Here is a 14,669-nt window from a genome sequence, read left to right on the forward strand (position 1 = left end):
TTTTACAAAATAGCTATTTTCTTCTTTGTATCATTAAATATTCCGTTGGGTTCTCAATATAATGTTCCGGATCGATATCCTTGTTTTTGTTTGCTTCCAAAGCATCCAACTCTTGTTTCTGATTGGCATCTAACTCATCCTGATTATCTGCAACACCCATTTCGTAAGTTATCGTCTTGTCAATTTCCCCCTTTAGCGTATAAAATATCCATTTGCCATGTCGCTTGCCGTTCTTGTATAGGCCGTCTATTTTAGTAATCCCATTGTTATAGTAAGTTGTAAAATAGGCATCCAATTTTCCATTCGAGTAGTGGGCACTTATGTTTTTCTTTCCATCTTTATCATATCGTACCCACTGTCCATGCTTAAGTCCATTTTTATATTCATAGGTTTCGTATGTTATTTGGTCAGGGTAATAATATGTACTTAAGCCATCCTTTTTCCCATTTACAAAGAACTCTTCAATTCGGATTTGCTCATTCTTATCAAAGTATTTCCAAAGAGAATCTTTTTTCTTATCGATGTAATTACCACTAGCAGACAATTGCTCGTAAGAATTGTAGAGCTGAGATTTGGCTTTTTTGCCCTTGTTTGAAAAAAACAGACGGGCTTTAATTGCACCATTCTTGTGAAAGCGTTTCATTTCCCCTTCAGGATAGCCATCTTTAAAATTTCCTGCAAAAACCTTTTCCCCTAATGGAGTTATGTTTTCCCAGTAACCTTGTTTACGTCCTTGCTCGTCTTTTTTATTGATGTTTTGAGCAAATGTTGTTAAGGTAAATATGCAAAGTAAAACAAAGAAGAAATTTTTTTTCATGAATATAGTTTTTAAGGAATTGGCAATGAGTTTTATGACTTTTTTGGGACACTTATCCAAAAATACTAAGAATTTATGAGTCTGTTTTTTGTTTCATTATAAAAAATCAACAACATCCATTTTATTAATCAATAAATATTCTTTATGTTAGTGCTTGATTTAATATAATCATTAATTGCTAATTAATTCAAGTTTGTGCTCTTCAGAAAGTAAGGGTGTGTATTTATAAATTATATCAGTTATGAAATTAATAAAAGTTAGTCTTAGTTTTTTTTTATTGTTTTTTGCTTTACAAGCGAGTTCACAAATACATTGGTTAGACTCATATGAAGTTGCTAAGGAAGTCGCCAAAGAACAAAACAAATTGATTGTTGTAGACTGTTGGGCTACCTGGTGTGGGCCTTGTGTTAAAATGGATGATGAGGTATGGTCTAACGAGAAAATCACTCATTATGCCGATAGTTTCATTTTTGTAAAAATTGATTTAAGTTCTGGCTTTTCAAACCCGAACTTTATGGTTAAAGCAATTCCTAAGATTTTTGTTACAGATGCTTGGAATACTCAAATGAACGATTATACAGGCTATCAAAGTACATCTAGAATGAATTCTGTTTTGGAATCATTTTGTTTTGATGTTTCTCAAATTTATGATGTGAAAAAAGAAATAAAGGATGAGGATAATGATATTGAAAGTTTTGTGACATTGGCTATGAGGTATCAAGAAGCATTTTTAGATTTAAATAGAGATGCTCGAATTCCGCTTAAAAACCAAAGTAATTTATTTTTCAGAAAAGCTGAAAAGGAATTAAAGAAGAATGAAGATGGGATCTTTTTAGAGCGAGTGAATATTTTAAGCTGTATGAATAAGAATCCTAAAAAGAGATTGAAAATTCTAAATGGCATTAAGCCTGAAGATAAGAATAATCTCTTGTTGAAGAATGTGGTCTTGGTTAAAACGTATTTAGCATTGGAGGATAAGAAATCTGCTCAGGAGTATTACGATAAAGTTAAATCGGAGGAACTACCTTATTACGATTTTCTAAAAGAAGAACGAAGTTTATTAAACTAATAAAAGCATGTTGTAGTGAGTTTTCCATTTGTAAAATGGGACTTATAATTTAAGGAAATGAAAGATATTCGAAATTTAATTTTAAATAAATGAATTTTAATTTAATTAGTCATCAGCACAAGGCTGCAATGCGGTCTCCTATATATGGAAAGAGTATAGGTATAAAACTTCTTATGGGTTTTATTTTCTTTATCATCTCACTTGAGCTTTTGGGTTTTGCATTTTTTGTCGGTACGGCTTTGGCAAAACAAGGAGGGGATCCCTTAAATGAATTACTAAGTTATTTCATTTACTTTTTTGCGGCCATGTTGATTTTGCGATCATTAATGCAAAAATTACCAACAATGGCAGCCATGCCTTATCTTCTATTGCCAATCAAAAAATCACGTTTGGTTAATTTTATCTTAACTAAGCCTTTGTATAATATTCTAAATATTATTCCAATAATTATAATAGTACCCATTTTGATCCCACTATCTGCTTATCTTACTTCTGGACAGGTTTTATTGATTTTGGCTTCAATTATAATTTGTGATCTGTTTGTAAATTACTTGGCGATATATATCAAGCGTGTACAGATCAAATATGAAATTGTATTCTACATCTTTCTTCTATCAATTGTTCTATTTGGATTCGTTGATCATTTTAATCTGATTGATATTAAATCCTATTCTGCTTCTATTTTTCAGTCGATGATAGAGCAACCCGTTTTATTGCTTGTGCCTGCTGCGATGTTTTTGGGAGCTTACTTTTTAAATTATCGCTTACTGTTTGGAAATTTTTCATTGGAGGAATTCTCTAAAGGAACAGCTTCTGCCAAAGGTTCGTTGAGTAAGCTTACCTATTTTGAACGCTTTGGTAAAATTGGGGAGTTTATGATGCTTGAGATGAAAATGATTGTTCGTAACAAGCGTTCCCGTACTCTGTTGATGATATCCCCTTTGTTTGCTCTATATGGTTTGATGATTTATCCAAAGCCAGATATGTTAGAAGAAATTGCTATGATATTTGTAATTGGTGTTTTTATGACGGGAAGTTTTATGATGAACTATGGACTGTATTTATTTTCTTGGGAAAGTGCGCATTTCGATTTGATTTTAACATCTAATTCGAGCTATTTGAATTATTTAAGGAGTAAGTATCATCTGATGGTTTTATCATCATTAATAATGTACTTTTTGGTGTTACCCTATACTTATTTCGGTTTTACTATTTTGTTGGTAAATACGGTTGCCCTGATTTTTAATATTGGGGCTAATACCTTTTTTCTGTTGTACTTTGCTTGTAATAATAACAAATATATGGATGTGTCGAGAGGTGCTGCCTTTAATTATCAGGGAGTTAGTTCGCAACATTTCTTTTTAATGATTCCACTTATGTTGTTACCTCTTATTTTATATGCGCCATTCGGAATAATGGGCTATTCAACTTTGGGGCTAGCATTTATTGGAACAATTGGCTTATTAGGTATAATTTTCCATGAGAAATTACTTATAGCTGTTACAAAACGATTTATTTATAAAAAATATAAAATGGCCGAAGGCTTCAGAATTAAATCTTAAGGTGATGATAAAAATAGAGAATCTTAAAAAATCATATAATGGAGCTCTCGTATTAGATATTGAAGAGCTTAAAGTTAACCAAGGTGAAAGTTTTGGTTTGGTCGGTAATAATGGTGCAGGAAAAACAACCTTATTCAGACTTGTTTTGGATTTAATTAAGGCTGATACAGGCTGGGTTCAATCTAAGAATATTGATGTGAAAAGAACTAGCGACTGGAAAACCTATACAGGTAGTTTCTTAGATGAAGGTTTTTTGGTTGATTTCTTAAGCACTGAAGAGTATTTCAATTTTATAGCTAAAATCAATTCGGTCTCTAAATCAGAATTGGATGCTTTAATAAATCTGTTTTCTGATTTTTTTGGAGGTGAAATCTTAAATCAGAAGAAGTATATTCGCGATTTTTCAAAAGGTAATCAAAAGAAAATAGGAATTTTTGCGGCTATCATGAGTCAACCTGAAGTGTTAGTTCTCGATGAGCCTTTTGCAAACCTGGATCCATCATCACAGATTCGATTAAAGCAATTATTAAAAAAAATACAAAAGGAGAAAAATGTTTGTATGCTGATTTCTTCTCACGATTTGAATCATGTCACAGAGGTCTGCGAAAGAATCGTTGTTCTTGAAAAAGGGAAGATGATCAATGATATCAAAACATCTGAGGATACTCTAGGAGAACTTGAAACCTATTTTAGCTCAGAAGTATACTCGTAAATTTCTTTGTAAGTAAAAGTGAGCATATGAAAAACGCCAACCGAAATCAATCGGTTGGCGTTTCTATTATATATCAGTCATGTGATTCAATACTAAATCATCATTTCTAATTCATCACTTATTTCACTTCTTCGAAGTCAACATCAGTTACCTCATCATTAGCTTTAGCTTGTTGTCCAGCTTGAGCACCTGCATCAGGTCCTGGCTGTCCAGCTTGCTCTTGAGCATTGTAGATATCCTGAGAAGCCGCTTGGAATACTGTATTCAATTCTTCAATAGAAGTATTGATTCCTGCTAAATCCTGAGCTTTGTGTGCTTCTTTCAACTTATTAAGAGCATCCTCGATAGGTTGTTTCTTGTCAGCAGGCAATTTGTCACCAATCTCAGCTAATTGCTTTTCAGTTTGGAAGATAGTACTGTCAGCTTTGTTTAAAGTATCCACTTTTTCCTTAGCTTCATTATCAGCAGCTTCATTTTCCTTAGCTTCCTGTCTCATGCGAGTGATTTCCTCTTCAGATAGTCCAGAAGATGCTTCGATACGAATCGATTGCTCTTTTCCAGTTCCTTTATCTTTAGCCGATACGTGTAGAATACCGTTGGCATCGATATCGAAAGTTACCTCGATTTGTGGAACACCACGTTGTGCAGGAGGAATACTGTCTAATTTGAAACGACCAATTGTTTTGTTTCCAGCAGCCATTGGACGCTCACCTTGTAGAATATGAATCTCAACTTCAGGCTGATTGTCAGCAGCAGTAGTAAAAGTCTCAGTCTTCTTAGTAGGAATAGTTGTGTTGGCTTCAATTAATTTAGTCATCACAGAACCCATAGTTTCAATACCCATTGAAAGTGGAGTTACATCTAAAAGAAGAACATCAGTTACTTCTCCAGTCAATACACCACCTTGAATAGCAGCACCTACAGCTACAACTTCGTCAGGATTAACGCCTTTAGAAGGTGTCTTTCCGAAGAATTTTTCAACTAATTCTTGAATTGCAGGAATACGAGTTGAACCTCCAACTAAAATAACTTCGTCAATTTCAGATGTTGAAATTCCAGCATCTTTTAAAGCTAATTTACAAGGAGCAAGTACAGCTTGAATCAATTTATCAGACAATTGCTCGAATTGAGCACGTGATAATGTACGAACCAAATGCTTAGGCATACCGTCAACTGGCATGATATATGGCAAGTTGATTTCAGTACTAGTAGAGCTAGAAAGTTCAACTTTAGCTTTCTCAGCAGCTTCTTTCAAACGCTGAAGAGCCATAGCATCTTTACGTAAGTCAAGATTTTCGTCTTTTAAGAATTCCTCAGCCAACCAGTCAATAATGATTTGGTCGAAATCGTCACCACCCAGGTGAGTATCACCATTAGTTGATTTTACTTCGAATACACCGTCACCCAATTCAAGAATTGAGATATCGAAAGTACCACCACCAAGGTCAAAAACTGCAATTTGCATGTCTTTATCCTTCTTGTCAAGACCATAAGCCAAAGCAGCAGCAGTAGGCTCGTTGATGATTCTTTTTACAGCTAAACCTGCAATTTCACCAGCTTCTTTTGTTGCTTGACGCTGAGCGTCGTTAAAATAAGCAGGAACAGTAATAACCGCTTCTGTTACTTCTTGTCCAAGGTAATCTTCAGCAGTTTTCTTCATTTTCTGAAGAACCATAGCTGAAATTTCCTGTGGAGAATATTTTCTATCGTCGATTAAAACACGAGGTGTGTTGTTATCGCCTTTTACTACTTTATAAGGTACACGTCCAATTTCCTTAGTTACTTTATCGTGAGTTTCACCCATGAAACGCTTGATAGAGGAAATTGTTTTAGTAGGGTTAGTAATTGCCTGACGTTTTGCAGGATCTCCAACTTTTCTTTCTCCATTTTCAATAAAAGCCACAATCGATGGTGTGGTTCTTTTTCCTTCGCTGTTAGGAATTACAACTGGTTCATTTCCTTCCATTACAGAAACACAAGAGTTTGTTGTTCCTAAGTCGATTCCAATAATCTTACCCATTTTACTATTTATTTAGGTTTTTAATATTCGATTTTGTTTTGAGCTATGTTTTCGTGCTCGATTGGGTTTAATCAAAGGCTGTGCCAAGTTATATTTTGTCAAAAGCAATACATATTTGGCATTGAGATTGCCAAAAATAAGTATTCATCTGCCAAAACTGCTGCCAAAAAGACAGAGTTTAGATGTCTATCATGAAAAAATAACACGGGTTAGCAGATGTATATTGCAGGTATATATTGAATAGATGTTTTAAACTTTATTGATTCAATATATTCGCTAGGTCTATTTATCTCTATCTGTTTCAACTTATTTCAATCTTTTTCTAACTTTGCGGAATAAATTTGCAATACTTAAGTAGCTTTGCAGATTGAACTATTAAAAAAAAAAATTAGCAATAAGTAAAGATGTCTATTCATAAAGAGTCAATCAAACGAGTAACCACTCATATCCTTTCAGAAATGAAATTGAAGGGAGAAAAAATCGCGATGTTAACTTCTTACGATTTTTCAATGGCTAGTATTGTTGATAAGGCAGGTGTGGATGTGATTCTAGTTGGTGATTCAGCTTCAAATGTAATGGCTGGTCATGAAACAACGCTTCCGATCACACTTGATCATATGATATATCATGGTGCTTCTGTGGTTCGTGCAGTAAATCGTGCATTGGTTGTGGTCGATTTGCCTTTTGGCACCTATCAAGGTAATTCGAAAGAAGCTTTGTGTTCTTCTATTCGTATAATGAAGGAGTGTAGTGCAGATGCGGTTAAGTTGGAAGGTGGTCGTGAGATTTTAGAATCGGTAAATCGTATTCTTTCTGCAGGTATTCCAGTTATGGGACATTTAGGATTAACACCCCAGTCTATTCATAAGTTCGGAACTTATGCTGTTCGCGCAAAGGAAGAAGAGGAGGCTGAAAAGTTATTAGAAGATGCTAAGCTTCTTGAAGAGGCAGGTTGTTTTGCAATTGTTTTGGAGAAGATCCCAGCAAGTTTGGCAAGCAAAGTTGCTGAATCGCTTTCGATTCCAGTTATAGGAATTGGTGCAGGAGGAGGCGTTGATGGACAGGTTCTTGTGGCTCATGATATGTTGGGAATAACGCAAGAGTTTTCTCCACGTTTTTTGAGAAGATATCACAATCTTTTTGAAGAAATTAAAGGTGCTGTAGAGAATTATATCGGGGATGTGAAATCAAAAGATTTCCCTAACGAGAGAGAGCAATACTAAATTCATAATTATTAATTAATAATTATCAATTAAAAATAGATGGCAAGAGAAAAGATATTAGAGGTATTATATGAGGATAATCATATTATAGCTATAAATAAGCGAAGAGGTGATATTGTTCAGGGAGATAAAACCGGGGATGAGCCTTTAAGCGAAAGAGTAAAGGCTTATATTAAGGAAAAATATAAAAAGCCAGGTGATGTTTATTTAGGATTGCCTCACCGACTTGATAGACCTGTTAGTGGGGTTGTCATTTTTGCTAAAACAAGCAAGGCACTAACTCGTCTAAATGTGATGTTTCAGCAGAAAGATGAGCAAATTAACAAGATTTATTGGGCTATTGTAAGTAAATGCCCAAGACTTGAAGAAGAAGTGTTGACTCACTATATGTTGAAGAACGAGGAAAAAAATAAGAGTAATGTTTTCGATAAGAAGAAAAAGGGAGCTAAAGAAGCAATTCTGGAATATAAGCTTTTGACTCGAACACAAAATTATTTCTTATTAGAAGTGAAACTTCACACAGGACGTCATCACCAAATTCGTGGACAACTGGCAAAAATTGGTTGCCCTATTCGAGGTGATTTGAAGTATGGTTACCTTCATGCAAATAAAGGTAAAGGAATTGATCTACACGCTCGTGAGATTAGTTTCATTCATCCTATAAAGCAGGAGCCTATCACAATTAAGGCACCAATGCCTAAGAATGATAATCTTTGGAAAGAGTTATATCATCTTGTAATAGGTAAATCATAAATTTAGTAGAGAAGACTCTTAGATAAAACAAAATGGCTAAATCATCAGCATATGCTTGAGGATTTAGCCATTTTTTTTAGAATTTAAAGCCGATATTTATTCGTCAAGCATATCTTTTTCGAAATAAAGAGGAAGTAATTGCTTGATGTTTTCTATCTCGAATATTTGTTTTTGTCCGTAAAGGAAAACCTGCATGGGTGTATTGTGACGCTCTTCGGTTTCTAATAAAACCTGGCGGCAGCTCCCACATGGAGGTATAGGTCTTTCAAGAAATTGCCCATTATTATAACAAGCAATAGCGATACTTTTTACAGGGATATTAGGGTATTTCGAATTGGCATAAAACATCGCAACTCTTTCTGCACATAAACCGGAAGGATAGGCTGAATTTTCTTGATTACTTCCTTGAATAATTACACCATTTCCAAGTAGAATCGCTGCTCCTACACTAAATTTTGAATAAGGAGAATATGATGATTGTGTCGCTTCTTTGGCTTTATTAATCAATTCTTGATTGATAGAATCTAGTTCTTCAATTGAATTGTATTCTAGAACAGTTGTAATTAGTTGAGTTTTCTTCATTACCATACAAATTTCCTGATAAATAAATTTTTATTACAAATTAACGGAGAATAGTAGGATTGTATTTTGATTTCCTATTTTTATGGTTGTTTACTAGAAGTGGCGATAAAGATATAGAATTATTATCAATATTTTGTAAAGGTGGATTTTAATCCGGATTAAAACATGAGAGGTAATCCTTTCACAAGGCGAAAATTTCGAATTGAACTTATAAGAATACTCTAAAATTTTATTGTCATAAAATATGGTTGTGTATGAAATTATATAAATCACTATTACTACTAATTACTTGTTGTTTGTTTTCGACATTAGCTTTTGCAGAAAAGAATTCGAGACAAATTTATATAGCCAAATATAAAGAACTGGCTATTGCCGAAATGAAACGTACAGGAATACCAGCTAGTATTACTCTCGCTCAAGGTCTGCTTGAGTCGGGTAATGGGAATTCTACTTTGGCTGCAAAAGCTAATAATCATTTTGGTATTAAATGTCATGATTGGACAGGGCCATCTATTGAAATTGATGATGATAAGAAGAACGAATGTTTTAGAAAATATAAAGATCCTTATCAATCTTATAAAGATCATTCAGAATTTCTGACAAGTCGTTCACGTTATGAATTCTTATTTAAACTGAAGCCAACTGATTATAAGGGCTGGGCAAAGGGATTGAAGAAAGCAGGTTATGCAACTCATCCTAAGTATGCGCATATGCTTATTGATATTATTGAGGAGGAGGAGTTGTATCTCTTTGATAGTGATGCAAAGAAATATGAGTCTAAACGTTCAGAGAAATCATCATTTGAAAAGAATCTTGGCGATTTAGATTTAAGACTAGAGGTTGCTAATGGGGTGCATTTTGTTAAGGTTATTAAGGGGGATACCTTTTATAATCTGGAGAAGAATATGGGGATTAGTCGATCGAAATTGTTAAAGTATAATGAACTTCCAAAGGATTATGTCTTGGGAATCGATCAAATTCTATATTTTCATAAGAAGAGAAATAAGGCAGCACGTGGTTATAATTTCCATTTGGTTAAGTCTGGCGAGAATTTATACGATATTGCTCAGAAGTACTGTGTAAAACTAAAGAGAATTAGAAAATTAAATGGTTTCTCTAAGAGAGATGAAGTTTCAGAAGGAGATCGAGTTTATCTGCGAAAAAGATAAATTAATCTTAAAAATAAAGTTTAGGAAAATATAAAATGGGACAATCCAATTAAGAGGATTGTCCCATTTTTTTTACAGACTATTTTGAATTTATTCTTCTAATTGTTCTTTTGTTCTACTTAAAAGTAGAGAATCGGCCAGTTGAATGGCAGTCAAGGTGATTAAGCCAAATGCAAGAGGGTATTTAAATTTCAATACAAATTCAAGGAAGATATTAGCTTGCTCAGTTCTGAAATAAAATAAGAAGGCAACTGAAAAAGCTAGAATCACAAACAAGCCTAAAGACATCATCAGATGTTTCAATAAAGCTTCTCTAATCGATTTTCGTTTTTCAACAAGTTCAGTGACTTGATCTGCAAAATCGGTAGGAATAGAAATCTCAAAATCGTCCTCTAGACTTTCCTTCATCATTTGATCAATAAAATTCAATTCCTCTAAATTGAATTCGTCTTCTCTATATTTATCTAGATTCTTTTCCATATTAGTTCTGTTTATAGCGCCACTAACTCGCTGTTTTTAATCAATTCTTTTAATAATTTTCGAGCTCTAAAAATATAGTTTTTTACAGTCCCTTCAGGTAAGCCCGTTATTTCAACGATTTCTTTATAACCCATCTCCTCCAGATGATACAAACTTAATACGGTCTTGTATTGAGAGGGAAGTCGGTCAACCATTTGTCTCACATATGCCTTCAGTTCTTGTTTCTCAATTATATTCTGAGGATGATCATATGTTATCATGTCGTTGTGCAAAAATTCTCTTTCTGAGTCATCGATATCGGTTTCAGCTTTCTTTTTCTTAATGTGGTTGACTGCAACTCTGTAGGCAATTGTTGCTATCCAAGTTGAAAGCTTTGAATCTCCCCTAAACTCTGGTAATTTCTGATGCACTTTTATAAATACTTCTTGGCAGACATCCTCCAAATCTTCTTGACGGTTCAACAAACGGGCAGCCACGTGAAATACGAGTCGCTCATATTGCTTCACCAAAAACCGAAAGGCCTGTGGATTACCATTACATATTTGGTGTATCAGTTCTTTTTCCTTCATCTTCTGCTTGAGTAGACAAGCACTCGTTTAAATAGGTTGCAATAAAATGAATAAATTCTAAAAATATTTCTTGGATATTTTTTCAGCAGTCCTAAAGTTAGCTATTTAATGATGAAGATTGGATAAATGATAGAGTCCAAAAGTTTAATAATATGGATGTTCAAAAAAAAATCAAATATTTTGCAACATTTTAAAACTTTGTTAGGTCTAATAGGCAAACACATTGAAAAACTTAAAATTTGAAAATATGAATATCGGTGAAACTTTAATGTTGGTGGTAATTTTCTTTAGTATTATCACCTTTGTGAAAATTATGTCTTCTCATTTTTTGAAGAGAAAGATAATCAAAACGGGACATCTTGATCGAGCTGAGATTTTGGATCAGAATACAGACGTTGAAATTAAAAAACAAGTGAAGTACGATCAGTTTCCTGCTTTGAAATGGGGATTGGTTGCTTTCTTTGGAGGCTTAGGATTTATAGCAATGGAAGTCTTAGGTATGCAATACCCAATGTTTAAAGAATATAGAAGTGCTATGCCTTATGGAATATTCTTTGTTTCGGTTTCTATCGGATTCTTAGCGTATTATTTCATAATGAGTAAAAAAATGAAAGAATAATCTTTTTTGTTATAAGACAAAATAAACCCTCTCAAAAAATAACATTTGAGAGGGTTTGTTATATCTACTAGTTAAAAGCAGTGCTTGTTTTCTTCAATCAACTTATCAGCAATTAAACGGCGTTTATCTTTACTGTTTAAGCCAGAGTGTTTGGTGAATCGTTTGATACCAAGTAGCATCATTCTTAACTCATCACCTTCGGCAAAAGAGTTAAGAGCATCTTTGGCATTTTTATGAATTCGATCGGCTGCATCGTAAATAAAAACTTCTGCCATGGCGATTTGTTCCTTGCAATTTCCCTCACCTTTTAGTTCGATTAGTCGCTCAACTCTCAATAAAACAGAATCAGATAAGTAACAATCCGCTATGATGTCAGATATACCCATAAGGATTTCTTGCTCTGTGCCTAATTTCTGCATGAATTTTTGAGCTGCTGCACCCGAAACTAAAAGAGCTGCTTTTTTGAAGTTTGCCACAAGTTTATTTTCTCTAACGAATAAGCTCTCGTCAATTTCACCAAAATCAGGAATAGACATGAGTTCTTTAGCTACAGCTTGTGATGCTACCAAAAGTGGAAGTTCGTTTTTGAAAGCTTTTTTCATTAGGAAATCGACAACAAGCATGCGATTGATCTCGTTTGTTCCTTCAAAAATACGGTTGATACGTGAATCGCGATAAGCTCTTTCCATAGGAGCTTCAGAAGAATAACCCATGCCACCATAAATCTGTACACCTTCGTCTACAACATAGTCTAAAGCTTCAGAGCTTGCGACTTTCAAAATGGCAGATTCTGCAGCAAATTCTTTTTGAGCATGAATAAGGGCATCTTCTTTGCTCATTCCCGCAGCCATTAATTCAGTTATGTTGTTGTGTATATCATTGCTGCAGCGATAAATTGCTGATTCAATAGCAAATAGGCGAATGCATTGTTGTCCCATCTTGGCTTTTATGGCTCCAAAGTTAGAAATGCTCTTTCCGAACTGAACACGTTCGTTAGCATATGTAATGGTGTTGGTGATCACATTTTTTCCTGCTCCCAATACAGCAGCAGCTAATTTTAGTCTTCCATTATTCAAAACATTTAGTGCAATTCGGAAGCCATCACCTCTTTCGCCAAGAAGGTTTTCCACTGGAATTTTGCAGTCCTCAAAAAATATCATGCAAGTTGATGATCCTTTTATTCCCATTTTCGGTTCTTCCAGACCTAAACTGATACCATTGAATGTTTTTTCAACTATAAAAGCACTTAAGTTTTTGTCATCATCGATTTTTGCAAAAACAGTGAAGACATCGGCAAAGCCTGCGTTGGTGATCCACATTTTTTGTCCATTTAGGATGTAATGCTTACTATCCTTATCAAGTATGACCTTAGATTTACATGAACTGGCATCAGAACCAGCTCCTGGTTCTGTTAAACAATAAGCCCCTTTGTATTCTCCACTTGCCAGTTTGGGTAAATATTTTGATTTTTGAGTTTCTGTTCCATAATAAAGAATTGGAAGCGTGCTAATGCCTGCATGAGCTGCAAATGCTACAGCAAATGAGCTATAAGTTCCCATTATTTCGGTACTTAGCATAGAGGTATTCATATCTTGTCCAAAGCCTTCATACTTTTCGGGTATAGCTATTCCCAATAAACCTAGTTCACCAGCTTTACCCAAAAGTTCAACCATTAAACCGTCTTTCTTGTTATCGATTTCATCGAGTAAGGGAGCAACTTCTTTTTCGAGGAAATCACGGCAAGTTTCCTTGATCATGATTTGTTCTTCCGAAAATTCTTCAGGAATAAATATGTCTTGGGGTTTGGTTTCTTTGACCAAGAATTCACCGCCTTTGGGATATTTTTTCGTTGTCATATCTGAGGATTTATAGTTCTTACTACTTGATATTTTATAATTGTTTAGTTTTGGATATGCCTTAGAACACTTCGAATATTCCTGCTGCACCTTGCCCTGACCCAACACACATACTTACCATACCATATTTTTGCTTTTGTTTTTTCATTTCATGAATTAGCTGTACAGTTAGTTTTGTTCCTGTACAGCCAAGAGGATGACCTAAAGCAATAGCCCCTCCATTAATGTTGGTTATCTCAGGATTGATATTGAGTTCCCTCATTACTGCTAAAGCTTGTACAGCAAATGCTTCATTTAATTCTAACTGCTCAATCTGATTCATATTTATGCCTGATCTTTTCAAAACCTGAGGAATTGCTTCTATAGGCCCAATTCCCATATGTTTAGGCTCTACACCAGCAACGGCATAATTAACAAAACGGGCTAGAGGTTCTACATTAAGTTGTTTTAGCATTTTTTCAGATACAACTAAAACAAAGGCAGCCCCATCAGATGTTTGTGAAGAGTTACCTGCAGTCACAGTCCCTTTTAAATCAAACACGGGTCTTAGTTTACTCAAGCCTTCAAGTGTCGTATCTTTTCTTGGTCCTTCGTCTTGAGAAATGATATGTTCTTTATGTTCTAATATATCGTTCCCATTTACAAAATTTTCAATAAGAGTAATAGGAACAATTTCGTTAACAAATCGATTTTTACTAATGGCTTCAATTGCTTTTTTGTGAGAGTGATATGAGAACTCGTCCTGATGTTCACGAGAAATATTGTATTTCTTATGTAGAGCTTCAGCGGTTATTCCCATATTCCAATACCAATCCGGATTATTTTGAGCAATATTTAGATTTGGCACCACTCGCCATCCACCCATGGGTATCATTGACATAGACTCCGCACCACCAGCCAAAATACAATCAGCTAAGCCCATCTCAATTTTAGAAGCCGCAATGGCTATAGATTCTAAACCTGAGGAGCAATATCGATTCACAGTCATACCTGGAACAGTGACAGTATTGAGTCCTAGAAGTGATATCATTCTGCCCATATTTAAGCCTTGTTCACCTTCTGGCATCGCATTCCCAACGATAACATCATCAATTTGTTTGCTATCTATCATCGGAAAGCTATTCATGATATTTTGAACAACCCTTGCAGCTAAATCATCTGGGCGAATTAAACGTAGCTTGCCCTTTTTTGCTTTTCCTACTGCTGTTCTTTTTGCGGCTATTATATATGCGGTCATA

General features: G+C 34.6%; 14 protein-coding genes. 7 read left to right on the forward strand and 7 right to left on the reverse strand.

Translation table 11 applies throughout. The features are described from left to right. Positions 1 to 13: 13 nt before the first annotated feature. Positions 14 to 817 (reverse strand): toxin-antitoxin system YwqK family antitoxin, encoded by an 804-nt coding sequence (locus DWB61_RS04640; RefSeq protein ID WP_125029727.1) that lies wholly within the window; start codon positions 815 to 817, stop codon positions 14 to 16. Positions 818 to 1,058: 241 nt separating this feature from the next. Here DWB61_RS04640 and DWB61_RS04645 point away from each other — a divergent pair, with 241 nt between their 5' ends. From DWB61_RS04645 to DWB61_RS04655, 3 genes are all read left to right on the forward strand, one after another. Further along, positions 1,059 to 1,886, forward strand: a complete 828-nt coding sequence (locus tag DWB61_RS04645; RefSeq protein ID WP_125029728.1) for a thioredoxin family protein — start codon at positions 1,059 to 1,061, stop codon at positions 1,884 to 1,886. 89 nt (positions 1,887 to 1,975) lie between these two features. Beyond that, positions 1,976 to 3,448, forward strand: a complete 1,473-nt coding sequence (locus DWB61_RS04650; RefSeq protein WP_125029729.1) for a DUF5687 family protein — start codon at positions 1,976 to 1,978, stop codon at positions 3,446 to 3,448. A 4-nt stretch (positions 3,449 to 3,452) separates the two neighbouring features. Next, entirely contained in the window at positions 3,453 to 4,160 is a 708-nt protein-coding gene (locus DWB61_RS04655) for an ABC transporter ATP-binding protein (protein ID WP_125029730.1), read from the forward strand. A 118-nt stretch (positions 4,161 to 4,278) separates the two neighbouring features. Here the strand turns inward: DWB61_RS04655 and dnaK are convergent, their stop codons facing one another. Beyond that, the gene (gene dnaK / locus DWB61_RS04660) at positions 4,279 to 6,180 is read right to left on the reverse strand and encodes a molecular chaperone DnaK (RefSeq protein WP_125029731.1); all 1,902 of its coding nucleotides are present in this window, start codon (positions 6,178 to 6,180) and stop codon (positions 4,279 to 4,281) included. 404 nt (positions 6,181 to 6,584) lie between these two features. Between dnaK and panB the strand changes: the two genes are divergently transcribed. Further along, the gene (gene panB, locus DWB61_RS04665; protein ID WP_125029732.1) at positions 6,585 to 7,403 is read left to right on the forward strand and encodes a 3-methyl-2-oxobutanoate hydroxymethyltransferase; all 819 of its coding nucleotides are present in this window, start codon (positions 6,585 to 6,587) and stop codon (positions 7,401 to 7,403) included. A gap of 39 nt (positions 7,404 to 7,442) precedes the next feature. Then, the gene (locus DWB61_RS04670) at positions 7,443 to 8,156 is read left to right on the forward strand and encodes an RluA family pseudouridine synthase (RefSeq protein WP_125029733.1); all 714 of its coding nucleotides are present in this window, start codon (positions 7,443 to 7,445) and stop codon (positions 8,154 to 8,156) included. Positions 8,157 to 8,252: 96 nt separating this feature from the next. On the opposite strand, the gene cdd is transcribed toward DWB61_RS04670, so the two are convergent. Continuing rightward, positions 8,253 to 8,738 carry a cytidine deaminase gene (gene cdd / locus DWB61_RS04675; protein WP_125029734.1) on the reverse strand — a complete coding sequence of 162 codons (486 nt, stop codon included), beginning with the start codon at positions 8,736 to 8,738 and terminating at the stop codon, positions 8,253 to 8,255. A 254-nt stretch (positions 8,739 to 8,992) separates the two neighbouring features. Here cdd and DWB61_RS04680 point away from each other — a divergent pair, with 254 nt between their 5' ends. Continuing rightward, a complete protein-coding gene (locus DWB61_RS04680) occupies positions 8,993 to 9,907 on the forward strand; it encodes a glucosaminidase domain-containing protein (protein WP_125029735.1) in 915 nt (304 codons plus the stop codon). A 90-nt stretch (positions 9,908 to 9,997) separates the two neighbouring features. Here the strand turns inward: DWB61_RS04680 and DWB61_RS04685 are convergent, their stop codons facing one another. Both DWB61_RS04685 and DWB61_RS04690 read right to left on the reverse strand, forming a co-directional pair. Then, positions 9,998 to 10,387 (reverse strand): hypothetical protein, encoded by a 390-nt coding sequence (locus DWB61_RS04685; protein WP_125029736.1) that lies wholly within the window; start codon positions 10,385 to 10,387, stop codon positions 9,998 to 10,000. Between the two features lie 11 nt (positions 10,388 to 10,398). Further along, a complete protein-coding gene (locus DWB61_RS04690) occupies positions 10,399 to 10,956 on the reverse strand; it encodes an RNA polymerase sigma factor (protein WP_125029737.1) in 558 nt (185 codons plus the stop codon). 247 nt (positions 10,957 to 11,203) lie between these two features. On the opposite strand from DWB61_RS04690, the gene DWB61_RS04695 reads away from it, so the two are divergent. Then, positions 11,204 to 11,575 carry a hypothetical protein gene (locus tag DWB61_RS04695; RefSeq protein WP_125029738.1) on the forward strand — a complete coding sequence of 124 codons (372 nt, stop codon included), beginning with the start codon at positions 11,204 to 11,206 and terminating at the stop codon, positions 11,573 to 11,575. Positions 11,576 to 11,646: 71 nt separating this feature from the next. Here the strand turns inward: DWB61_RS04695 and DWB61_RS04700 are convergent, their stop codons facing one another. Then, the gene (locus DWB61_RS04700) at positions 11,647 to 13,431 is read right to left on the reverse strand and encodes an acyl-CoA dehydrogenase family protein (RefSeq protein WP_125029739.1); all 1,785 of its coding nucleotides are present in this window, start codon (positions 13,429 to 13,431) and stop codon (positions 11,647 to 11,649) included. Positions 13,432 to 13,492: 61 nt separating this feature from the next. Beyond that, positions 13,493 to 14,668, reverse strand: coding sequence for an acetyl-CoA C-acyltransferase (locus DWB61_RS04705; protein ID WP_156190177.1), 1,176 nt, complete (start codon positions 14,666 to 14,668; stop codon positions 13,493 to 13,495). Between the last annotated feature and the right edge of the window lies 1 nt (position 14,669).

The organism is Ancylomarina euxina (genome assembly GCF_003863355.1).
GTDB lineage: Bacteria > Bacteroidota > Bacteroidia > Bacteroidales > Marinifilaceae > Ancylomarina > Ancylomarina euxinus.